Consider the following 24035-nt stretch of genomic DNA (forward strand, 5'->3'; position numbering starts at 1 on the left):
TAGCGGATCAGACCGAAACGGCTGGCTCAACAGGCGCAGCCGATGCCGCCGCCAACGTCCGCAGGCCCATCAACACTACAACCATCATCATCAAACCTGCGGCTATCGCAACGCCGAACCCTGCCCGTGCGACCCAGGCATCAATTACCAGCCCCGCCAGCATGCCGCCGAGCGCCACGCCGATGCTGATTCCGGTGGTCATCCATGTCAGGCCTTCGGTCATCCTCGCTGCCGGGATGATGATCGTCCCCAGCTTCATGACTACAACCATGGTCGGCGCGAACGAGATGCCGGCGATAAACAGCATCGCGGACAGGACATAAACGTCCGGTGAGAACACCGGCAATACGCCGGTGACTGCCGTGACCAGGATCCCGATAAAGAACTGTTTTTCAATCGCCAGCGAAACCCGCAACGCGCCGAAGGTCAGACCCGCCACCAGCGAGCCGAATGCATAGGCGGCAAGAATGAAGGTGGCAGCCGATGGCCAGCCTTGCGCATTGGCAAAGGCCACAACGGCGACATCGATCGACCCGCCAATAACCCCCATCGCCAGCAGCGCCAGAACAATGGTGCGAACGCCGGGAATCAGCAGGGTTGAACCACTGTTTTTCCGGTTGCTGGCCACCACTTTCGGTTCGGTCTGACGCTGCATGAGAAACGCCGTCACGCCGACGGCCAGCAGCCCTACCGCCACCAGCGGCCCGGCTTCCGCGAAGAAACTCACGCTCAAACCGATCGCCAGGGGTGGGCCGATGATGTAGGCCAGTTCGGTGAGGACTGTGTCCAGCGAGAAAGCGGTGTGCAGCTGCGGCTTGCCACGAAACAGCTGCGTCCAGCGTGCGCGGATCATCGACGGCATGCTCGGCATTGTCCCCGCCAGTGCCGCCAGTACAAAAAACAACGCAGCGGGCGCCCTCAGGTGCACGGCCACAATCAGCGCCAGCAACATGACGATGCTGAACACCGTGACGACGGGCAGCACGCGACTCTGGCCATACTGATCAACCTGTTTCGAGATGCGCGGGCCGAGCAGCGCATTGGCCAGGGTAAACGTACCGGCGACTGCGCCGGCCAGCCAGTAAACGCCGGTCTGCTGCACCAGCATGGTGATGATGCCGATGCCGATCATTGCCTGGGGCAGTCGGGCGATGGAGCTCGCGAGCACCAACCCGGTTGCGCCGGGGGTTGTCAGGAGTTCGCGATAGTGGTTTGCCATGATGTCTTCATTCCGAATCGTCGCCGCTCAGCATCCGGCTGAGCGCGTTGCCGACATCAAGACCTACGCGAACGTCAAAAGCAATCCCTCACCCCAGCCCTCCCGAAACGTCGGACCGCCCGGAGGGAGAGGGAGCCGACCGAGGTGTCTGGCGTTCTACATCGACCTGAGAGATTGCGTCGATTATGGATTCGGAGAAAACCTTTCAGGTCGGCGTATTTCTTGAATATCCCCCATTCAGTCCCCTCTCCCTCTGGGAGAGGGTTAGGGTGAGGGGCTCTTCTCGCAGCCAAACAAAAACCCGCACAAGGCGGGTTTTGTTTGTAGCAGGCGCAGCAATCAGTCAGCCAGACGCCAGGTCGTGCCGCCCTTGCCGTCTTCCAGCACCACGCCCATGGCGGTGAGCTGGTCGCGGATGCGGTCGGATTCGGCCCAGTCCTTGCCGGCACGTGCCGCCAGACGCGCAGCGATCAGCGCCTCGACTTCAGCTGCATCGACACGCCCTTCGGCGCCGGCCTGCAGGAAGTCATCGGCTTCGAGCTGCAACACACCCAGAACGCTGGCCAGTTCTTTCAGGCGCGCTGCCAGACCGGCCGCTGCATCGAGATCGCTCTCGCGCAGACGGTTGATCTCACGCACCATCTCGAACAGCACCGCGCAGGCTTCCGGCGTGCCGAAGTCGTCGTTCATCACCGTGGTGAAACGCTCGACGAACGCTTCGCCGCCCGCCGGCGCCACGTTCGGCAGGCCTTTCAACGCGTGGTAGAAACGCTCCAGTGCGCCCTTGGCGTCCTTGAGGTTGTCTTCCGAGTAGTTGATCGCGCTGCGGTAGTGGCTCGACACCAGCAGGTAACGCACGACTTCCGGGTGGTACTTGTCGAGCACGTCGCGAATGGTGAAGAAGTTGTTCAAGGACTTGGACATCTTCTCGCCATTGATCCGGATCATGCCGCAATGCATCCACGCGTTGGCGTAGGTCTTGCCGGTGGCCGCTTCGCTCTGGGCGATTTCGTTTTCGTGGTGCGGGAACTCGAGATCGCTGCCGCCGCCATGAATGTCGAAGGTCTCACCGAGGCAGCAGGTGGACATCACCGAGCACTCGATGTGCCAGCCCGGACGCCCTGCGCCCCACGGCGATTCCCAGCTCGGCTCGCCCGGTTTGACGCCTTTCCACAGCACGAAGTCCAGCGGATCTTCCTTCGCTTCGTCGACCTCGATCCGCGCACCGATGCGCAGGTCTTCGATCTTCTTGCGCGAGAGCTTGCCGTAGCCCATGAACTTGCCGACGCGGTAGTACACGTCGCCATTGCCCGGGGCGTAGGCGTAACCCTTGTCGATCAGGGTCTGGATCATCGCGTGCATGCCAGGGATGTGATCCGTGGCGCGCGGCTCCATGTCCGGCTTCTTGATGTTCAGGCGCGCTTCGTCTTCGTGCATCGCGGCGATCATGCGCTCGGTCAACGCTTCGAACGACTCGCCGTTCTCGTTGGCCCGGTTGATGATCTTGTCGTCGATGTCGGTGATGTTGCGCACGTAGGTCAGGTCATAACCGCTGAACCGCAACCAGCGGGTCACCAGGTCGAACGCGACCATGCTGCGGCCATGGCCCAGGTGGCAGTAGTCGTACACGGTCATCCCGCAGACATACATGCGCACCTTGTTGCCATCCAGCGGCTTGAAGACTTCTTTGCTCTTGGTGAGCGTGTTGTAGATCGTAAGCACGGTGTTTCCTTAAGACTTGATCACTGGCCCCACGAATCGCGCAGGGTCACGGTACGGTTGAATACCGGCTGACCTGGTTTCGAGTCCTTGATATCCGCGACGAAGTAGCCTTCGCGCTCGAACTGGAAACGGTCTTCCGGCTGTGCATTGCCCAGCGAAGGCTCGGCACGACAACCGGTCAGCACTTGCAGTGAGTCAGGGTTGATGTTGTCCAGGAAACTCGCGCTGTCTTCGGCCTTCTCCGGGTTCGGAGAACGGAACAGGCGATCGTACAGACGCACTTCGCACTCGATGCTGGCAGCGGCCGGCACCCAGTGGATCACGCCCTTGACCTTGCGGCCTTCAGGGTTCTTGCCCAGGGTGTCCGGATCGTACGAGCAACGCAGCTCGACGATGTTGCCGTCGGCGCCCTTGATCGCTTCGTCGGCACGGATCACGTAGCTGCCGCGCAGACGCACTTCGCCGTTCGGCTCCAGGCGCTTGTAGCCCTTTGGCGGCTCTTCCATGAAGTCATCGCGGTCGATGTAGATTTCACGGGCGAACGGCAGCTTGCGCACGCCGAGTTCTTCTTTCTGCGGATGACGCGGCAGTTCGAGGTTCTCGACCTGATCTTCCGGGTAGTTGGTGATCACGACTTTCAACGGACGCAGCACGCACATGGCGCGCGGGGCGTTCGCGTCCAGGTCCTGACGGATGCTGAACTCGAGCATGCCGAAGTCGACCACGCCGTCGGAACGGTTGGTGCCGATCATCTCGCAGAAATTGCGGATCGAGGCCGGGGTGTAGCCACGACGGCGGAAGCCCGACAGCGTGGACATGCGCGGATCGTCCCAGCCGTTGACGTGTTTCTCGTCAACCAGTTGCTTGAGCTTGCGCTTGCTGGTGATGGTGTAGTTGAGGTTCAGACGGCTGAACTCGTACTGACGCGGGTGCGCCGGCACTGGCAGTGCGTCGAGAAACCACTCGTACAGCGGACGATGGCTTTCGAACTCCAGGGTGCAGATCGAGTGGGTGATGCCTTCGATGGCGTCCGACTGACCGTGGGTGAAGTCGTAGTTCGGGTAGATGCACCACTTGTCACCGGTCTGGTGGTGATGGGCGTGGCGGATGCGGTACATGATCGGGTCGCGCAGGTTCATGTTTGGCGAGGCCATGTCGATCTTGGCACGCAGTACGCGGGCACCATCCGGGAACTCGCCGGCGCGCATGCGGGCGAACCAGTCCAGGTTCTCTTCCACCGAACGGTCGCGGAACGGGCTGTTCTTGCCAGGCTCGGTCAGGCTGCCGCGGTATTCCTTGGCTTGCTCGGGCGTCAGGTCGTCGACGTAGGCCTTGCCGGCCTTGATCAGCTCGACGGCCCAGTCGTGCAACTGGTCGAAGTATTGCGAGGCGTAGCGCACTTCGCCGGACCATTCGAAGCCCAGCCATTTGACGTCGCTTTCGATCGCGTCGATGTATTCCTGGTCTTCCTTGGCCGGGTTGGTGTCGTCGAAACGCAGGTGAGTGACGCCGCCGAACTCCTGGGCCAGGCCGAAGTTCACACAGATCGACTTGGCGTGGCCGATGTGCAGGTAGCCGTTGGGCTCAGGCGGGAAACGGGTGACGATCTGCGTGTGCTTGCCCGAGTCCAGGTCTGCCTGGATGATCGGCCGCAGGAAATTGACCGGCACGGCAGGGCCGGACTTGGCATTCGAGGTAGGGTCGACAGTGGGCTTGCTCATAGGATCCTTGACTTACATGTGCGCGGCCGCAGAGGGGGCCAGACAAAACAAAGCCGCTATCATAGCCGATGCTGTCAAGGGGCTGACAGAGCAGGCCCTATAAAGGAGTGCATTTAATCGCAGGGATTTGGAAAAACAGCCTCGAAATTCGCGCCTGTCACGCTAAACTGCGCACCTTGGCCCTCACGGGCTGAACCGGTAAAGGGCGCAAATGTCCCAATACCCACGAATTCCTTATAAAGAGTAGCGATCATGACTCAAGTAAAACTGACCACCAACTTCGGTGACATCCTCATCGAACTGAACGCTGAAAAAGCCCCGATCACCGTGGCCAACTTCATCGAGTACGTGAAAAAGGGTCACTACGAAAACGTCGTGTTCCACCGCGTCATCAAAGGTTTCATGATCCAGGGCGGCGGTTTCGAGCCAGGCATGAAAGAAAAGAAAGACAAGAGCCCGAGCATCCAGAACGAAGCCGACAACGGCCTGAAGAACGAGAAGTACACCCTGGCCATGGCTCGCACCATGGATCCGCATTCGGCCTCGGCACAGTTCTTCATCAACGCCACCGACAACAGCTTCCTCAACCACACCTCCAAGACCGCTCAGGGCTGGGGTTATGCCGTGTTCGGTAAAGTGGTTGCGGGCACCGACGTTGTCGACAAGATCGAAGGCGTTTCCACCACGTCCAAGGCAGGCCACCAGGACGTACCAGCAGACGACGTGATCATCGAGAAAGCCGAGATCATCGAAGCGTGATATTGCTGATTTCAGACTTGCATCTGGAAGAGGAGCGCCCGGACATTACCCGGGCGTTTCTGGATTTGCTCGCCGGACGCGCCCGCTCGGCGAGTGCGCTGTACATTCTGGGCGACTTCTTCGAAGCGTGGATTGGCGACGACGCCATGACCCCCTTCCAGCGTTCCATCTGCCAGGCCCTGCGCGAACTCAGCGACAGCGGCACGGCCATTTTTCTGATGCACGGCAATCGCGACTTCATGCTCGGCAAGGCCTTCTGCAAGCAGGCCGGCTGCACGCTGTTGAAGGACCCGAGTGTCGTGCAGTTTTACGGCGAACCGGTGCTGCTGATGCACGGCGACAGCCTGTGCACCCGCGACGAAGCCTATATGAAGCTGCGCCGCTACCTGCGCAACCCGCTGAGCCTGTTCATCCTGCGCCACCTGCCCTTGCGCACCCGACACAAGCTGGCGCGCAAGTTGCGCAGCGAAAGCCGGGCACAGACGCGGATGAAGGCCAATGACATCGTCGATGTCACGCCGGAGGAAATTCCGCGGATCATGCAGGAATACGGGGTGAAAACCCTGGTTCACGGGCACACCCATCGCCCGGCGATCCACAAGTTGCAGATCGGCGATCAGGCGGCGAAGCGGATTGTGCTGGGGGATTGGGATCGTCAGGGTTGGGCGTTACAGGTGGATGAGAACGGGTTTGCGTTGGCGCCGTTTGATTTTGCGCCACCGTTGGCATTGCCGCACGGCTGAAGATCGCTACCCCCTCACCCCAGCCCTCTCCCCCAAGGGGGCGAGGGGGAAAGGGAGCCGATATTCGTAGTTTTCAGAATCTGAGCTCGACTCTGTTTCGCAAGTCTGCACTTCAAGGCCTGAGTTCAACTCGGACTTTCAGGTCGGTGTAACCCGAATATCCACCTCGGTCAGTCCCCTCTCCCTCCGGGAGAGGGTTAGGGTGAGGGAAAGCTCTTGATCTTAGTGCCCGGAAGCCGCCGGCCCTGCCTTGGCTGCGAATGGCGGCTTGGCCAGCCACACAATCAGAATCAACCCCATGAACCCCCAGCCCAGCAGCGTGAAGTAATCCACTGTGGAGAGCATGTACGCCTGACTGGTGAGGATCTGATCCATCTGCGCATAGGCCGATTGGCTCGCACCACCCAGCGAATGCAAAGTCTCGCGAGTCGCCGGCTCATAAGTGCTGATGCTTTCGCTCATATACGCATGATGCTGATCCGCCCGGCGAATCCAGATCCAGGTGGTCAACGACGCCGCAAAGCTGCCGCCCAGTGTCCGCAGGAACGTCGCCAGACCAGCGCCATCGGCAATCTGGCTCGGCGGCAGGTCCGACATCAGAATGCTCAAGGTCGGCATGAAGAACAGCGCCACACCAATCCCCATGAACAACTGCACCAGGGCGATGTGCTGGAAGTCCACCTCGTTGGTGAACTCGGCACGCATGAAGCAGCTCAGGCCGATCGCCAGGAACGCCAACCCGGCCAGCAGACGCAGGTCGAACTTGTGCGCGTACTTGCCGACAAACGGCGACAGCAGCACCGGCAGAATGCCGATCGGTGCCACCGCCAGACCGGCCCAGGTCGCGGTGTAGCCCATCTGGGTCTGCAACCACTGCGGCAGGATCAGGTTGATGCCGAAGAATCCGGCATAACCCAGCACCAGCACCAGCGTGCCGATGCGGAAGTTGCGATAGGCAAACAGCCGCAGGTTGACCACCGGATGCTGGTCGGTCATTTCCCAGATCACGAACACCGCCAGCGCGATCACCGAAATTGCCGCGCCGATGATGATGAAGTTCGACTCGAACCAGTCCAGGTCATTGCCCTTGTCTAGGATCACCTGCAGCGCGCCCACACCGATGATCAGCGTGATCAGCCCGACGTAATCCATCGGCTGATGGCTGGTGACCACCGGGCGTTTGGCCAGCTGCTGGCGCACCACCATCACCGCGAAGATCCCGATCGGCACGTTGATGAAGAAAATCCACGGCCAGCTGTAACTGTCGGTGATCCAGCCGCCGAGGATCGGCCCGGCAATCGGCGCCACCACCGTGACCATCGCCAGCAACGCCAGGGCCATGCCCCGCCTCGCCGGCGGATACACCGCAATCAGCAGTGTCTGGGTCATCGGGTACAACGGCCCGGCCACCAGGCCTTGCAACACGCGAAAGCCGATCAGTTCCGGCATAGACGTGGAAATACCGCAGAGGAACGAGGCCAGCACGAACAGAATGGTGGCCCACAGAAACAGCTTCACCTCGCCAAAGCGACGGCTCAGCCAGCCGGTGAGCGGCAGCGCGATGGCGTTGCTCACGGCGAACGAGGTGATGACCCAGGTGCCCTGCTCCGAACTCACGCCGAGGTTGCCGGAAATGGTCGGCAACGCCACGTTGGCGATCGTGGTGTCGAGCACCTGCATGAAGGTCGCCAGCGACAGGCCGATGGTGCTGAGCAACAGGCTGGGCGGCGTAAAAGAGGCGTTATTGCTCATCGCGAATCCTTTGGAACCTGATTGACGCTGCGTCCGTTAATGACGCAGCCGCCCTTGTGGGAGCGAGCCTGCTCGCGAAGACGGCGGTTCAGCCAACAAAACTGTTGAATTGAAAATCGCCATCGTCGGAACACCGCCCGGAGCAAGCTCGCTCCCGCAGGATGGGATCAGCGTTGCGCGGTCTTGCTGACCGCCGCGCTGTTGTCGTGGATCAACTGGGTGATCATCGCGTCGGCTTCGGCCAGTTGGCGGTCGTAGACGTTGGTGCTGAACGAGGCCTTTTGCGGCGGTTGCTGGGCCAGTACCGGACCGCTCTGGTCGTGCAGGTTGACCTCGACATTGGTCGACAGACCGACGCGCAGCGGGTGTTTGGCCAGCTCTTCGGCGTTGACGTGAATCCGTACCGGCACACGTTGCACGATCTTGATCCAGTTACCGGTGGCGTTCTGCGCCGGCAACAGGGCGAACGCGCTGCCGGTGCCCGCGCCAAGACTGTCGATGGTGCCGCTGAACTTGACGTCGCTGCCGTAGATGTCCGACTCGATCTCCACCGGTTGGCCGATGCGCATGTCACGCAGCTGGGTTTCCTTGAAGTTGGCGTCGATCCACAGCTGATCCAGCGGGATCACCGCCATCAGCGCGGTGCCCGGCTGCACACGCTGGCCAAGTTGCACGGTGCGCTTGGCGACATAACCGGTGACCGGCGCGATCAAGGTGCCGCGTGCGTTGGTCAGGTAGGCCTGACGCAGTTGCGCGGCGGCGGCCATCACGTCCGGGTGCGACGAGACCACAGTGTCATCGACCAGCGCACTGGTGGTTTTCAGCTGCTGTTTGGCATTGGCCAGGGCGTTCTGCGCCGAGGTCAGGTCATCGCGGGCGTGGGACAGTTCTTCCTGGGAAATCGCCCCGCCGGCCGCGAGGTTTTTCCGGCGGTTGAAGTTGTCCTGGGCTTTTTGCACTTCGGCCTGTTGCGCATTGACCTGGGCCTTCATGCCGTCGACGTTGCTGTACAAGCCGCGCACCTGACGCACGGTGCGGGCCAGATTGGCCTTGGCACTTTGCAGGCCGACTTCGGCGTCGTTCGGGTCGAAGTTGATCAGCACCTGGCCTTCATGCACCAGATCGCCATCGTCGGCACCGATGCTGACCACGGTGCCGGTCACCAGCGGGGTGATTTCCACCACGTTGCCGTTGACGTAGGCGTCGTCGGTGCTTTCGCTCCAGCGCCCGATGAATTCGTGATACGCCCAGACGCCGGCACCGGCGAGGGCAACCACAACGGCCAGCACCAGCAGCATCACTTTGCGTTTGCGCGGATTGCCAGTGTCCTGGGCGTTGTCTTGAGCTTGTGTGTTTTCGGCAGTGGCCATGACAAGTACCTTGAATTAGTTGTGCGGCGTGGCTGGGGTGGCGTTGGCTGCGGTCAGGGTTTGCCCCTGGAAGCCGCCGCCCAGCGCTTGCATCAGTTGAATCGACAGGTCGATCTGCTCGGCATTCAGGTTGGCCAGCTGACGCTGGGCCTGCAGCAATTGCTGCTCGATGCTGAGCACGTCCAGGTAGTTGCCGATGCCGGAACCGTAACGCTGGACGACGGTGTTGTAAGAGTCCTGGGCAATCTCGGTCGCGTGCTGCTGGGCGCCGATCTGCCGGCCGATGTCGCGCAACTGGTTGATCGTGTCGCTGACATCGCCCAGGGCTTTCACCAGGCTTTTGTTGTACTGCGCCACGGCGAGGTCGTAATCGGCGTCACGGGCATCGAGGTTGGCGCGCAGGCGTCCGCCATCGAAGATCGGCACCGAAATCGTCGGGGCAATGTTGAAGAAGCGACTGGCGGAACCGAACATCGCGTCCCCCAACAAGGATTCGGCACCGGCCGAAGCCGACAGGTTCAAGTTGGGATAGAAGCGGGTCTTGGCCGAATCGATGTCCTTGCTCGCCGCCTCGACACGCCAGCGCGCGGCGACCAGATCCGGGCGACGGCCCAGCAGTTCGGCGGGAAGCACCGATGGCAGTGCGACAGCGCTGGCTTGCAGGACTTTCGGCCGAGCGATTTCGTTACCGCGATCCGGGCCTTTGCCGAGCAATACGGCCAGGGCGATTTTGGCGCTGTTCAGGCGCTTTTCAGCGTCGATCAGGCTGGCTTCGGAGCTGGCTTCCAGGCTTTGGGTCTGCTGGAACTGGTACTGGCTGTCGATCCCGGAACTCAGGCGGCGCTGGCTCAGGTCGAGCATCTGTTTGGTGCGTTTGAGGTCTTCGTTGGCCAGGTCATAAACGATGTGCGCCTGACCGAGATCGCTGTAGGCCCGGGCCACGTCGGCGGCGAGGGTCAGTTGCGCGGCCTGACGGTCGACTTCGGCGGCGCGGGCCTGACCGAGTGCGGCTTCCCAGGCGTCACGCTGACCGCCCCACAGGTCGAAGTTGTAATTGAAGCCGGCGCTGATGTTGCGCACGGTGGAGTAAGCCCCGCCCTGCCCCAGCGGATCCTGATCCCGGGCCAGACGCGAACGGCTGATGCCGGCGCTGGCGTCGAGGGTTGGATAACGCTCGGCATCGGCGGCGTACGCGGCGGCGCTGGCCTGATGGGCGCGGGCGTCGGCGATCTGCATGTCCGGGCTGTCTTTCAGGGCTTCGCGGATCAGACCGTCGAGCTGCGGATCGCCGAGGCTGGTCCACCAGTCGCTCTTCGGCCACGCGGCCTGGGACAGGGTGACGCCGTTGAGCGATTGCCCGGTTTGCAGGGTTTTCGCATCGAGGCTGGTACCCTGGGTATCGAGGCCACTGTAGTTGGCGCAACCGGCGAGGATCATCGCCGACAGCACCAGTGTCAGGCTGCTGCGCAAGGTTTTACCGCTCATTGTGTTCACCTAACCGCTGGATGGTGATCGGGTCACCGGCTGCCAGCAAAATTTTCTTGAGGATGTATTCCAGGGTTTTCAACTCGTCCGGGGTCACGGCGCCGGCGAGTTCATTCATGGCGTCGGCGCCGATGTGCGGCAGGCGATCGGCCAGTTGCTGGCCCTGCTCGGTGAGTTTGAGTTGCACCTGACGGCGATCGCCTTCACTGCGTTGGCGAACCAGGAAACCTTTCTGCTCCAGACGATCGAGCATGCGAGTCATCGAACCGCTGTCCAGCGACAGGTGCCGGCACAGCTCGGCCGGGGTGTCGACGCCGAACTGGGCCATGATGATCAACACCTTGAACTGCGCGGCGGTGATGCCGTGGGGTTCCATGTGGGTGTCGATGATCTTGTCCTTGAGTAAAGCGGCACGGCCGAGCAACAGGCCGAGATGGCAATGCTTGAATTCATCTGGGGTGAAATGCTTCATGTGCTCACCTAATAACTGCCTAGGCAGTGAATGTATGTCGAGATGTTACTGCCTAGGCAGCGAATGTCAACGTAATAGTTAGGTTGCTTTGTAATTAGTTGACCAGTGGACTGGGTTTTTCTGTCGTCCGTGCAGACGCCATCGCGAGCGGGCTCGCTCCCACAGGGGATCTCACGCACACACGGATCAATGTGGGGCGAGCCTGCTCGCGATGGCAGCAACTCGGTGCAGAGCCCGTCAGGATTTGTCGGAGGGATGATTCATCGGTGGTGGCTGAAGGGGATGGACTTCACGCCCACGCAACGCAGTTGCCACATAACCGCAGGCGCGCCTGGCTCCCGCGTAAATGCCGTGCCAGCCCGGCGGTGCCGGCTCGATGGCGGCATGCAACGCCCGCGCATAATCAAGCACCAGGCCGGGTGTCCAGGCCATGGCCTCGGCGCGCTTGCGCACTTGGGCCGCGACCCAGAATTCGGGACTGATGATGACCCGGGCGAAATCCAGCATGCTCGAATGCCCCCGGTTCATCGCGCCTTCAAGGGCTGCCTCAAGGCTGTGCGCGACAGCACTCGAACAATTACGGCTGGTGAGGTTGTAGGTGGTGGTCTGTCGATAGGCCGCCCAGAACGCCTGAAGCCGCGCGGCGTCGTAGTGCGCGAAGCTGACCTGAACCGACGACGGGCACCAGTCGGCCACTTCGCTCGCATAGTCCGGCAGAAACCGCCCCACCACGTCGTTGTTCGGCGTAGCTCGCAGCAACCGCACGAAATCCCCCGCCGAGCGATCGATATCGTCCAGCGGGTAATGGCTGATGTAAATGTCCGGCCCACATTCCAGTGCCGCGTGGCCGGCAGAGATGACGCCGTTGATATCGACCGCCGCGATATAACGATTGAGGAAGCGGTTGCGCACCAGGGTGTCTTCAACCGTACCGCTGGGTGTCCAGACATGGATCACCATTGCGCTGTTGCATGCAGGGGCATGGACCGGGGAAGGCGTCACCGGCGACGGTCTGTTCTTGAACCGCCATGCCTGCTGCAACAAGGCACAGCCCGAAAGAAAGATGCTCATGCCGATGCAGAACGGCACCGTCCCCTTGTAGAGGCTCGGATACGGTTCGAGGATGAACACGCCAAAACCGATCTCGAACAGCGCCACCAGCAGTGACATTCGCCAACCGACAAAGCGCACCACCACCGCAGCCGCCAGTCGAAAACCGCCATCGAGCAGAAAAGCCGCACCGAACAGCACCGCGAGAATCACACCGGCAGCATGCTGTCGGTCGACGATCAGCAGCCCCAGCAGCAGAAACGCCAGACCGCGAGCCTTGCGCAAAACCGCCGCTGTGCCGGTTTTCGGGGCCGGCACCAGCAGAATGATCAGGGCTTCGAGCAACAACAGATAGCCGAACACATGCAGCGGAAAATACAGAACGCCGTCCAGCGCATCGATGAAGATGGCCACTCCGGCCGCGCCCCAGACAACGCCGGTCAATGCCAGGGCTGACCAGCGCCGGCGTACAAAATCGTGACCGAGCAAGACCATACTCAAACGAACCATTGGCGCCCCCGGGGCGTTTCGGGCAGCCGCAAACGGCGCCCTTCAAGCTGCGGTCAGTCTAATACATCCAGAAAAAAGCCGGATCGTGGTGACACGATCCGGCCAGGGGGAACGCGGGCTAGAAATCCCGCTTGTAGAAGATGTCCAGCGAACTGGCCACGCCGCTGGCGGCTTCGAGGTATACCTTCTTGCTCAGCTTGTAGCGCAAGGCGATGGTGTTGGCCGGCTCGAACACGCCGACGCCGTAACGCAGGCTGAGTTTTTCCGAGATGTTGCCGCTGGCCACCACGCTGGTGGTGTTGCCGCTGCCCTGGGTGTCGAGCTGGAAGTCCTGAATGCCCAAATCACTGGCCAGACTGCTGGTGACCCCGGAACTGCCCATCAGACCCAGACCGAGCGCCGCCTGCGCGAGCATGTTGTTGTCCTCGCCGGTGGTGCTCAGCGGACGCCCCAGTACCAGATAGGACAGCGCCTGCTCTTGGCTCATCGCCGGTTCCGAGAAGATCTGCGTCGTTGGCTGCTCGGCGCTGCCGCTCAGGCGGATGCCGGCGATCACATCATCGGTCTGGCGGATCGCTTCGATGTCCAGATACGGCTGATCGATCGGCCCGGCAAACAGCAGACGCGCGCGACGCACCGTCAGGCGCTGACCATAAGCGCGGTAGCGTCCGTCGTTGAGCCACAGCTCGCCACGGGTGTCCATGTTGTCGCCGATGTGCACCTGGCCTTGCAGGTTGGCGGTCAGGCCGAACCCGGCGAAGCTCAACTTGTCCTGGCCGACCACCACGTCGATGTCCATTTTCATCGCCAGCGGCGGCTTGCCCTCTTCGGTCTGCGCGCCGACGATGATCGTGTCATCGGAGACTTTCACCGTCGATGGCGGCAGTTCGCGCACGGTGATTTCGCCTTTCGGTACCAGCACCTTGCCGGCAATCGCCAGCTCATCGCCGGCCATGGAAATCTTCAGGTCCGGCGCTACTTCCAGTTTCGCGTAGGGCTCGACCGTAACCGGCAATTGCGTGCCCTTGAGCGCCAGATCCACCACCAGCGCCTGACCCCAGGCGATGTTGCCGTTCAGACTGCCCTGCCCGCTCTTGCCGCTTTTCCAGCCGCCGTTCAATTGCACGGCTTCACCGGCGATTACCGCTTGCAGTTGCAACGCTTGCAGCTCGATCAGCAACTCCGGCCCGGACACTTCGCCGTCGCTAAGCTGCACGGTGCCGTTGACCAGCGGCGCGAGCAGCCCGCCGGAAATCGTGCCGCTGCCGTTCAGGCGCCCGGTGAGTTTCTCGACCATCGGCACAAACGGCCGTGCCACCGACAGATCGAGTCCGCTGAGGCGGAACGAGCCGCTGACCGGTTTGCTCGCCGGCAGCGGATTGATCTGCGCCTGCACCATCAATTCACCGAGCTTGCCGCCGACGAAGTTGAGATCAGTGTCGATGCGCTTGGGCGTGAGTTTGCTGGTGAGCTTGAGGGTCTGGTACGGGAAGTCGACCCACTGATCCTTTTCCTTCATGCGCAAGGTGCCGCCGCTGGCATCAACGCTGATCTGGCCGTTCGGGCCGCTGGCCGGCAGGTCCAGTTGCAGGTCGGCGTTGAGCTTGCCCTGCCAGGCGAAATCCTTCGGCAACCACTGCGCCAGGCTTTCGATCGGGAACTGCTTGAGGTGATAACGCAGCTTCGGCTCCGGCATAAGGCGTTGATCTTCACCGCACAGGCTGGCATTGCCGGACATCCAGCAATGGGCGCCAAAGTTGATCTTGCCGTCGGCCAGACGTTCGAGTTTGGCCGGGTTTTGCAGCTTCCAGTCTTGGCCGCCGGCCTGAATGTCGCCGCTGGCCAGACGCCCGCGCCAGTTGCCCTTGTCCAGATTGCCGTCCAGACCCAACGCCAGTTTGAGCTTCGGCCCGAGCAGGTCGAGGTTGAGTTTCTGGTTTTTGATATCGCCCTGGGCGCTGGCGGTCAGGGTGCCCAGCGACGTGTCGCCGGCCTGGATGCCGCTGCCCTTCAGATCGATTTTCGCCCGTTGCGCGCTGTCGAGGGTGGCATCGAGGTTGAGACTTTGCAGGCGGTTGTCCTGGAACGCCAGTTGCGAACCTTGCAGGCCGAGCTTGCCCTGCGGCGCCTTGAGCGTACCGGCGACATCGACCCGACCGTTGATCTGCCCGCGCAGTTGCGGCCAGAGCTGGGCCAGACGCGCCAGTTTGATGTCGATCTGCCCGTTGAGCTTCTGTTGCAGGCTGCCCTTGCCGTTGATGCTGTTGTCGCCGAGACGGATTTGCAGAGTATTCAGATTCCACTGCTCGCCAGCGCCGTCAGCCTTGGCTTGCAGGATCGCCGGTTGCCCGCGCAGTTTGCCCTTCAGATCGAGGTCGGCATTCAGGCTCAGGCGTTCATTTTTCATTTCGCCTTTGCTCTTCAACGGACCGGCCAGGGTGCCCGGCAGCTCCGCGACCCAATAGGCCGGGTTGAGCGCCGACAGTTCCAGCGCGGTGTCCCAGGCGATGCCATCGGCGAACTGCACGTTCACATGGCCTTCGGCCTTGCCCTGCCCGGCTTCGAGTTTCAGTTGCGGCAGGAAGATCTGCTTGAGGTTGCCACTGAACGGACTGCTCAGGCTGAACGCCCCCGCCGGACCATCTGCAGCGGCGGCAAAATTACCGAGGTACTGACCGTCGGTGTAGGAGACTTCGCCGGTGAAGGTACGCAACGTGACCTGCGGCTCGTCGATCTCCGGATAGAGCCGGTGCCAGGGAAAATCCAGCCAGTTGATATTGGCCTGGGCGCTGAGGCCTTTGCTCCAGTCGACATTGCCGGTGAGCTTGAGGCTTTGCTTGTCGCTGGCCGTCAGGTCGAGGCCGGCAATCTGCGCGCCTTTGGCGTCGACCTTGCCTTTGAGCAGCAACGCCACCGGGCCTTTTTCGGCAGGCAGTGTCGCATTGCCGAGCAATTGGTAACCGTTCTTCAGGTCGCCTTCGCCGGTCAATACCAGTTGATTGAATTGCAGGGTATCCGGCAGATCGGCGCTCGGCTTGAAAGCCTCCGAGGTGATCCGCACTTTGGCCGGCAGGTCTTCTACCAGCGGTTGCAGCTCGCCGCTCAACTGGCCGTCGAGGTAGCCACGGCTGTCGGCGTGCAGGTTGAGGGTTTTCAGCAGGTCGCCGTAGACTTTCAGCGCCAGCGTCCACGGTTCGGGTGCCGGCGACGGCAAGGTCAGATCACCGGTGATGTTCAGCGGCCAGTTGCCGGTCGGTTGCAACAGGCCGGACAGGTTCAGGCTCAACTCGTCGCGTTGCAGTTTCACGCTGTCGATCTGCATGCCCTTGGCGGTCCAGTGCGCCGCCAGTTGCAGGCCTTTCAACTCTTCGCTGCCGTTGAACAACAGGCTGCCGACCTGCACGTCGCCCAGCTCGATGGCCACGGGCAATTGCAGATCAGGAAGTGTGATCGGACCGCTTTCAGTGACTTCTTCGCTCGGCGGGAATTGCAGGCCGACGGTATCGGCCTTGAGCTGTTGGATGCACAACGTCATGCGCGTCAGGCACAGCGGCGACCATTCGAAGATCGGTTTGCTCAGTTCGACGCGGCTAGTGTCCTGCTGCCACAGCAGATGATCGGCGCTCCACTGCCCGCCGAGGCGACCCTGGAAATTGTCGACGCTCAGGCCCGGCACCAGACCCAGCACCCCACGGCTGCCGGCCTGCGTTCCGAGCACAGCGGTAATGCTCAATACAATCAGCAGCACCAGCGACAACAGCGCCAGCGCCGATATTTTCAAACCACGCTTCACAGCTCAGGCCCCATGGAAAAGTGCAGCCGGATGCCGCCATCGTCGTCGAGCGCATGAGCCAGGTCGAGGCGGATCGGCCCCACCGGCGAAACCCAGCGCACACCGATACCGACCCCGGTCTTGAGGTTCGGCAGTTCGAGTTTGTTGAAGGAGTTGCCCTGATCGACGAAAGTCGCCACGCGCCACTTCTCGGCGATCGAGTATTGATATTCGACGCTGCCGGCCACCATGTAGCGCCCGCCGATGCGGTCGCCCTCGGAGTTTTCCGGCGACAGGCTCTGATAGTCGTAACCACGCACGCTCTGATCGCCACCGGCGAAGAAGCGCAGTGAAGGCGGCACCGACTTGTAGCCGTTGGTGGCGCTGCCGCCGACCTGTATCCGGCCGAGCAAGCGGTGCTTGTCGAACACGGTGGTCAGGCCTTTGACCAGCGCCGTGCCGTAAACCAGGTTGTTGTCCGAGCCTAGGCCTTCTTTCGCAACCTTGCTTTCGAAGGTCAGGCGATAGCCATTGTGCGGATCGATGCGGTTGTCGCTCTTGAGGTAGGAATAGCTGACACCGGGCATCAGCAAGGTGCTCAGGCCGGAGTCGTCGCCGAGCTGGTATTCCTCGCGCTGCCATTTCAGCGAGATCACCCGCTGCCAACCGCTCGGCAATTTGCTGTGCCACTCCGGGCCGAAGGTCAGCAGCTTGCTCAAGGTGTCGGAGCCGTCGATGTCTTCATATTGATAACCGCCGGCCCAGCGCAGTTTGTCGGTCAACGGCGGGTCCAGCGGGATGTCGTAGAACAGGCCGACGTTTTGCCGTGGCGCCGACAGTTCGGCCTCCCAGCCATAACTGTCGCCCTGCGGGTTGACCCAATGGCGGGTCCAGTTGGCCTTGATTCGCGGGCCGACGTCAGTGGAATAACCAAGACCCAGGCCCATGGTGCGCGGCTTGCGGGTGTCGAGTTTGACGTCCACCGGGATCACGTCGTTTTTGGCGGCGGTCGGCGCGGCGTCGACCCGCACGCCTTCGAAATAGCCGCTCGATTGCAGGTCGCGGTTGAGTTCGGCGATCAGCTCGGAGTCATACGGCTCGCCGGCCTTGAACGGCACCATGCGTTGCAGCAGGTCTTCGTCGAACGGGGTGTCGCCTTCGAAGCTGACCTTGCCCAGCGCGTAACGCGGGCCGCTTTCGTAGATCAATTCCACGTCGGCGACTCCGGCGCGGGGATCGACCATCAATTTCTGGCTGGTGAAACGGCCACTGAAGAAGCCATAGCGCGACGCCTGGTTCTGGATCAAACGCTTGGCGTCTTCGTAACGCCCATGGTTGAGCACCGCGCCGGGCTTGAGCACGTCACTTTTCGGGACTCGAAAGGATTTGAGAGAGGCCGCCGGGCCGTCAACACGCACGGTCACGTTGCGCAGGCGAATCGGCTCGCCGGGATCGATGTTCAGCACCAGACGCGGTTTTTCACCGCCCTTGACGTCGCTTTCGATCTGCGGCTGGTAATAACCCAAGGCCTGGGCGGCCTTGCGCGCCTGCTCTTCGGCGCCGCGACTGAAGCGCTGCAAGGCTTCTTCGTCACGATCGCCGAGGCTGCCGATATAGCCTTCTATATTGGCTTTGAGTTCATCGTTGGACGGTTTGATCCGCACATCCAATTCACTTTGCGCCAGCGCCGCGCAGCTGGTTAACAGCATGAGCACGCCACTGGTAAATCTTCCTGGAAACTTCATAGGCGCGGATGCTATCACGGGCTTGGGAGCGTGATAGAACAGGAAATTCCCCCAAAAGTTCGACGGTCATCCCGTTGCTGTTTGTAACACCTGTGGGTTGGCGTGGAAAAACACGTGCTCGCGCACCGGGCCGACGGCCACTTCACCGATTTCCTCGTACCCCTGACGCTTGTAGAACTCCAGGTAACGCGGGTTGCCGGTGTCGAGGATCACGCCTTGGGAGCTTTCGTCCACCGCGCACCAGTTGTGCACCGCTTGCAGCAGCTGTTCGCCGAAGTGTTTGCCTTGAAATTGCGGATGCACGCCGAGCAGCGGCAGCATGTGCACCGAGTCGGTCGGCACGCAGGCTTCAACGGCAGCGTGATACTCCAGATAACGCCGGGTGCAACGGAAACCGGTGCTCAGCACCATGCGCAAACGCCAGGCCCAACTCTCGGTAACACCCAGACGCCGTTGCGGCGGTGCAATCAGGGCGATACCGATCAGGCGATCGTTGACTAACAGGCCGATGGCGGGCAGATCCTGCAAAAAATGCTGTTTGACCAGCTCCCGTACCGTGGCGCGCACCCGTTGTTCGTAACCCGGACGCTCGGCTTCGAACAGGTAAGCGAAGGTCGGCTCGTGGCGGTAAGCCTGATAAAGAAGGGATCGCGCTTCCCGGGAATAGCCGCGGTCGAGCATGTGGATGTCGGCGATGGCGGTTTGGGTTTCAGGCATGACGGTGATTCTCCCTGGACGGGACTCAACAGGCCCCGTTCTTGTTATACGAGCCTTGGGCTGAAGGGATCGTTCCCACACCCGAAAGACATTAGCAGCGCATATGGACTACCGCCACGCTGGCCCAGATCCTACATGTCAGCTAGCATCGCCCTTTTGCCAGGACTGCCGACCATGAAGATCGTTTCCTTCAACATCAACGGACTGCGGGCCCGTCCGCATCAGCTGGCGGCGCTGATCGAAAAGCATCAGCCGGACGTCATCGGCCTGCAGGAAACCAAGGTCCACGACGACCAGTTCCCGCTGGAAGAAGTGCGGGCCCTGGGTTATCACGTGTATTTCCACGGCCAGAAAGGCCATTACGGTGTCGCCCTGCTCTCGCGCCAGGAACCGATTGCTGTGCACAAGGGCTTTGCCACCGATGAAGAAGACGCGCAGCGACGCTTTATCTGGGGCACGTTCGCCGACGCCAACGGCGTGCCGGTGACGATCATGAACGGCTATTTCCCACAGGGCGAAAGCCGCGACCACCCGACCAAATTCCCCGCCAAGCAACGCTTCTACAGCGATCTGCAAGCCCTGCTGGAAAGCCAGTTCCACAACGAACAGCCGCTGGTGGTGATGGGTGACGTCAACATCTCTCCGGAAGACAGCGACATCGGCATCGGCCCGGACAACATGAAGCGCTGGCTGAAAACCGGCAAATGCAGCTTCCTGCCGGAAGAGCGCGAGTGGATGGCTCGCCTGAAAAACTGGGGCCTGACCGACAGTTTCCGTCACCTGAACCCGGACGTGACCGACACGTTCAGCTGGTTCGACTACCGCAGCCGCGGGTTTGAAGACGAGCCGAAACGTGGCCTGCGCATCGATGTGATTCTGGCGTCCCACGGTTTGCTGCCACGGGTGAAAGCCGCCGGCGTCGACTATGAACTGCGCGGGATGGAAAAGCCTTCGGACCATGCGCCGATCTGGCTGGAATTGAGCTGACCCGCTTGAAGCAGAAGATCACAGCCAGAAGTTGTGATCTTCTGCCCTGTCATCTTTCAGCAACCTCACTGACTTAATCTCCCCGGCAATCCCCTTGGCTGCAATCGGTGCCGGCATGACCCTGCGTGTTCTGTTCATCTTTCTCCTGAGCGCCTGGCTGCAGGTTGGGTTTGCGGCGTTGCCCATTCCCGAGAACGGCCCGGTATTGCGCATCCAGGGTTCCAACACCATCGGCGCGGCGCTCGGCCCAGCGCTGGTGGAAGGCCTGTTGCAAGATCAGGGGCTGTTGAAAGTCCACAGCGAAACCCCGGACACCGCCAACGAACAGCGGGTCGTCGGCCTGACGGCCCAAGGCCAGAGGGTCGTGGTGGAGATCGCCGCCCACGGTTCGAGCACCGGTTTCACTGCACTCAAGAACGCCAGCGCCGATCTGGCCGCCTCCTCGCGCCCGATCAAGGACAGCGAACTGCTGAACCTGCAAGCCCGGGGCGATCTGAAAAGCCCCGACGCCGAGCAGGTCATCGCCATCGATGGCCTGGCGATCATCCTTCATCCCGACAATCCGCTGAATCAATTGAACACCGAACAACTGGCGCGAATCTTCAGTGGCGAGGCGAAGACGTGGGAAGACATCGGCGGCAAGGGTGGGACGATTCATTTATATGCGCGGGATGATCAGTCCGGCACCTACGACACCTTCAAGGAACTTGTCCTCAGCCGTCGTGGGAAATCCCTGAGCAATGCCGCGAAACGGTTTGAATCCAGCGAGCAGTTGTCCGACGCCGTCAGCGCCGACCCGCAGGCCATCGGTTTCATCGGCCTGCCCTATGTGCGTCAGGCCAAAGCCGTGGCGATTGTCGACGGGCAATCCCTGGCGATGCTGCCACTGGCCAGTTTGATCGCTACCGAAGACTATCCGCTGTCTCGGCGCTTGTTTTTCTATTTGCCGCCCGACAATCAGAATCCATGGGCGCAAGCTCTGGTGGACTTTGCGCAGAGTCGTCAGGGCCAGGCGATTGTCGCGGCCAACGGTTTTATCGCCCAGACCGTGCAGGCCATCGCCGTCACGCCGAATGCGCTGATGCCCGAGGGTTATCAATCCCTCAGCCGCCACGCCCAGCGTCTGACCGTGAACTTCCGTTTCGAAGAAGGCAGCGCCAGCCTCGACAACAAGGCCCGCCAGGATCTGGCCCGGGTTTTCGACTATATAAAGCACCACGACAAGACCGACCGCGCGGTAACACTGGTGGGATTCGGCGACGCCAAGGACGACCCGGCGCGAGCGGATTTGCTGTCGAAGCTGCGGGCGATGGCGGTACGCAGGGAGCTGGTGAAAAACGGCGTGGTATTGCGCGAGGTGCGCGGGTTTGGCGCGCTGATGCCGGTGGCGACCAACAGCGGGGATGAAGGCAGGATCAAGAATCGGCGGGTTGAGGTTTGGGTTTACTGAACCTCCCCGATCGTTCCCACGCAGAGCCGTGATCGCTCCCACGCAGTACGCTGATCGTTCCCACGCTCTGCGTGGGAATGCATACCGTGACGCTCCGCGTCACAGTGGACGCAGAGCGTCCATGGCTGCGTTACCACGCAGAGTGTGGGAACGATCAGGGCTGACGCGGAATGTCTGTAATCAGCGCTCGCTACGCAGCATTTCCTTCGGCACGTACTTGCCGATCTCGAACTTGCCGATCGCCGCGCGGTGCACTTCGTCCGGGCCGTCGGCCAGGCGCAGGGTGCGTTGCATGGCGTACATGTAGGCCAGCGGGAAGTCGTTCGACACCCCTGCCCCGCCATGAATCTGGATCGCCCGGTCGATCACCCGCAACGCGACGTTCGGCGCCACGACCTTGATCTGCGCGATCTCGCTCTTGGCGACTTTGTTACCCACGGTGTCCATCATGTACGCCGCTTTCAGGGTCAGCAGGCGTGCCATGTCGATTTCCATCCGCGAGTCGGCGATCTTGTCGACGTTACCGCCCAGACGCGCCAGCGGTTTGCCGAATGCAGTACGGCTCACCGAACGTTTGCACATCAGTTCCAGTGCACGCTCGGCCATGCCGATCGAACGCATGCAGTGGTGAATCCGGCCTGGGCCAAGGCGACCTTGAGCAATTTCGAAGCCGCGTCCTTCACCGAGCAGGACGTTTTCGTACGGCACCCGCACGTTGTCGAACAGCACTTCGGCGTGACCGTGGGGTGCATCGTCGTAACCGAACACCGGCAGCGGACGGACGATCTTCACGCCGGGGGTGTCGACCGGCACCAGGATCATCGAGTGCTGGGCATGGCGCGGGGCATCGGGATTGCTCAGGCCCATGAAGATCAGGATCTTGCAGCGCGGATCGCAAGCGCCGGAGGTCCACCATTTCTTGCCGTTGATGACCCACTCGTCGCCATCGCGCACGGCGCGGGCGGCCATGTTGGTGGCGTCGGAGGACGCAACGTCCGGTTCGGTCATGGCGAACGCCGAGCGGATCTCACCGCGCAGCAGCGGTTCGAGCCAGCGCTGTTTCTGTTCTTCGTTGGCGTAACGCACCAGCACTTCCATGTTGCCGGTGTCCGGCGCCGAGCAGTTGAACGGCTCGGGCCCGAGCAGCGAACGGCCCATGATTTCCGCCAACGGCGCGTATTCGAGGTTGGTCAGGCCAGCACCCAGCTCCGACTCAGGCAGAAACAAATTCCACAGCCCTTCAGCCTTTGCCTTGGCCTTGAGTTCTTCCATGATCGTCGTCGGCTGCCAGCGATCGCCTTCTGCGACCTGGCGTTCGAACACGGCTTCGGCCGGGTAAACGTAAGTGTCCATGAACGCGGTCACGCGCTCACGCAGTTCTTGCACCTTGGGCGAATAAGCGAAATCCATGAGCAATTACCTTTTTTCGGCAGGTTGTTTAAGTCATGCAATCGATGCTAGAACAGCGTTGATAATTTACCTAGCCTATTCTCGGCGTGTATAAACATTCATCACCGATATATGATTGATTGATTTTCCTGGCCGCCCTGACCCGCGCCATTCACCTATAACAAGAGAGCCGCGTAATGAATCTGAGCAAGGTCGACCTCAACCTTTTCATCGTCTTCGACGCGATCTACACCGAAGCCAACCTGACCCGCGCCGGGCAGATTGTCGGCATTACCCAGCCAGCGGTGTCCAACGCTTTGGCGCGGTTGCGCGAGACCTTCAACGACCCGCTCTTCGTACGCACCGCCCAGGGCATGGTGCCGACGCCCATGGCGCAGAACATCATCGGCCCGGTGCGCAACGCGCTGTCGCTGTTGCGGGTTTCGGTTCAGGAAAGCCGCATTTTCAACCCCTCGCAAGCAGTCAAGACTTACCGCATCAGCATGACCGACCTGACTGAGGCGGTGATTCTGCCGCCACTGTTCCAGCGCCTGCGTCGCCTGGCGCCGACGGTGATCATCGAAAGCTTCCTGTCCAAGCGCCGGGAAACCACCAAGGAACTGGCCGCCGGGCGTCTCGATTTCGCCGTGGACGCGCCGCTCAACACCGACCCACAGGTGCGCCACGTCAAGCTGATGGAAGACCGTTACGTCTGCGCCATGCGCAAGGGTCATCCGCTGGCGACCAAGGAAAAATTCACCCTCGACGATTACCTGTCGCTGACCCACATTCATATTTCCAGCCGGCGCAGTGGTCTGGGCCATGTCGATCTGGCGCTGGGCAAGATGGGCATCCAGCGCAAGATCGCCCTGCGCTCGCAGCACTACTTGATGGCGTCCCAGGTGTTGCAGCAGACCGACATGGTGATGACCGTGCCGGAGCGTTTCGCCCGGCGCCATGACCTGCATGCGTTCAATCTGCCGGTCAACGATGTGCCGCCGGTGGAAACCCATTTGTACTGGCACGAAAGCACCGATCAGGACCCGGCCAACCGCTGGATGCGCGAGCAGATGATCGAGTTGTGCCAGCAAGTGACAGCGCACGAGAAGAAGCTCGACAAGCTGCAGGCGCCCGCTACTTGACGTAAACGTCAACCTGCCATTAGCTTAGCG

At 61.4% G+C, this 24035-nt stretch carries 17 protein-coding genes; 5 read left to right on the forward strand and 12 right to left on the reverse strand.

Features of this window, described 5'->3' with window-relative positions; genetic code table 11:
• Positions 1-7: 7 nt before the first annotated feature.
• The 3 genes from ABFB52_RS18870 to ABFB52_RS18880 form a co-directional block, all read right to left on the reverse strand.
• The gene (locus ABFB52_RS18870; protein WP_129972703.1) at positions 8-1219 is read right to left on the reverse strand and encodes an MFS transporter; all 1212 of its coding nucleotides are present in this window, start codon (positions 1217-1219) and stop codon (positions 8-10) included.
• Positions 1220-1558: 339 nt separating this feature from the next.
• Entirely contained in the window at positions 1559-2941 is a 1383-nt protein-coding gene (gene cysS / locus ABFB52_RS18875; RefSeq protein ID WP_085690018.1) for a cysteine--tRNA ligase, read from the reverse strand.
• Positions 2942-2961: 20 nt separating this feature from the next.
• Complete coding sequence (locus ABFB52_RS18880; RefSeq protein ID WP_129972702.1) at positions 2962-4662, reverse strand: glutamine--tRNA ligase/YqeY domain fusion protein; 1701 nt, start codon at positions 4660-4662, stop codon at positions 2962-2964.
• A 252-nt stretch (positions 4663-4914) separates the two neighbouring features.
• Between ABFB52_RS18880 and ABFB52_RS18885 the strand changes: the two genes are divergently transcribed.
• The gene (locus ABFB52_RS18885; RefSeq protein WP_129972701.1) at positions 4915-5421 is read left to right on the forward strand and encodes a peptidylprolyl isomerase; all 507 of its coding nucleotides are present in this window, start codon (positions 4915-4917) and stop codon (positions 5419-5421) included.
• On the forward strand, positions 5418-6164 hold the full coding sequence (lpxH, locus tag ABFB52_RS18890) for a UDP-2,3-diacylglucosamine diphosphatase (RefSeq protein WP_085745960.1): 747 nt from the start codon (positions 5418-5420) through the stop codon (positions 6162-6164). Before ABFB52_RS18885 ends, lpxH begins: the two co-directional genes overlap by 4 nt.
• 222 nt (positions 6165-6386) lie before the next feature.
• Here the strand turns inward: lpxH and ABFB52_RS18895 are convergent, their stop codons facing one another.
• From ABFB52_RS18895 to ABFB52_RS18930, 8 genes are all read right to left on the reverse strand, one after another.
• Positions 6387-7916, reverse strand: coding sequence for a DHA2 family efflux MFS transporter permease subunit (locus ABFB52_RS18895; RefSeq protein ID WP_102717016.1), 1530 nt, complete (start codon positions 7914-7916; stop codon positions 6387-6389).
• A 167-nt stretch (positions 7917-8083) separates the two neighbouring features.
• A complete protein-coding gene (locus tag ABFB52_RS18900) occupies positions 8084-9286 on the reverse strand; it encodes an efflux RND transporter periplasmic adaptor subunit (RefSeq protein ID WP_129972700.1) in 1203 nt (400 codons plus the stop codon).
• Between the two features lie 15 nt (positions 9287-9301).
• Positions 9302-10771, reverse strand: coding sequence for an efflux transporter outer membrane subunit (locus ABFB52_RS18905; RefSeq protein ID WP_102687171.1), 1470 nt, complete (start codon positions 10769-10771; stop codon positions 9302-9304).
• Complete coding sequence (locus ABFB52_RS18910; protein ID WP_085608360.1) at positions 10761-11243, reverse strand: MarR family transcriptional regulator; 483 nt, start codon at positions 11241-11243, stop codon at positions 10761-10763. The genes ABFB52_RS18905 and ABFB52_RS18910 overlap by 11 nt, the downstream gene beginning before the upstream one ends.
• Before the next feature lie 237 nt (positions 11244-11480).
• A complete protein-coding gene (locus tag ABFB52_RS18915) occupies positions 11481-12803 on the reverse strand; it encodes a hypothetical protein (RefSeq protein ID WP_346836090.1) in 1323 nt (440 codons plus the stop codon).
• Between the two features lie 118 nt (positions 12804-12921).
• Entirely contained in the window at positions 12922-16596 is a 3675-nt protein-coding gene (locus tag ABFB52_RS18920) for a translocation/assembly module TamB domain-containing protein (RefSeq protein WP_129972698.1), read from the reverse strand.
• Positions 16593-18320, reverse strand: coding sequence for an autotransporter assembly complex family protein (locus ABFB52_RS18925; RefSeq protein WP_085745954.1), 1728 nt, complete (start codon positions 18318-18320; stop codon positions 16593-16595). Before ABFB52_RS18925 ends, ABFB52_RS18920 begins: the two co-directional genes overlap by 4 nt.
• Positions 18321-18386: 66 nt before the next feature.
• Positions 18387-19037, reverse strand: a complete 651-nt coding sequence (locus ABFB52_RS18930; RefSeq protein ID WP_007951503.1) for a GNAT family N-acetyltransferase — start codon at positions 19035-19037, stop codon at positions 18387-18389.
• Positions 19038-19211: 174 nt separating this feature from the next.
• On the opposite strand from ABFB52_RS18930, the gene xthA reads away from it, so the two are divergent.
• The gene (gene xthA / locus ABFB52_RS18935; protein ID WP_085667520.1) at positions 19212-20024 is read left to right on the forward strand and encodes an exodeoxyribonuclease III; all 813 of its coding nucleotides are present in this window, start codon (positions 19212-19214) and stop codon (positions 20022-20024) included.
• Between the two features lie 115 nt (positions 20025-20139).
• Positions 20140-21474 carry a phosphate ABC transporter substrate-binding/OmpA family protein gene (locus ABFB52_RS18940; RefSeq protein ID WP_129972697.1) on the forward strand — a complete coding sequence of 445 codons (1335 nt, stop codon included), beginning with the start codon at positions 20140-20142 and terminating at the stop codon, positions 21472-21474.
• 180 nt (positions 21475-21654) lie between these two features.
• Here ABFB52_RS18940 and ABFB52_RS18945 read toward each other — a convergent pair whose 3' ends face one another.
• Positions 21655-22884, reverse strand: coding sequence for an acyl-CoA dehydrogenase (locus ABFB52_RS18945; protein WP_129972696.1), 1230 nt, complete (start codon positions 22882-22884; stop codon positions 21655-21657).
• A 176-nt stretch (positions 22885-23060) separates the two neighbouring features.
• Between ABFB52_RS18945 and ABFB52_RS18950 the strand changes: the two genes are divergently transcribed.
• Positions 23061-24005 (forward strand): LysR family transcriptional regulator, encoded by a 945-nt coding sequence (locus ABFB52_RS18950; protein ID WP_011334997.1) that lies wholly within the window; start codon positions 23061-23063, stop codon positions 24003-24005.
• Positions 24006-24035: the final 30 nt, after the last annotated feature.

The organism is Pseudomonas sp. 9.2(2024) (assembly GCF_039695385.1).
In the GTDB taxonomy this organism is placed as follows: domain Bacteria; phylum Pseudomonadota; class Gammaproteobacteria; order Pseudomonadales; family Pseudomonadaceae; genus Aquipseudomonas; species Aquipseudomonas paraglycinae.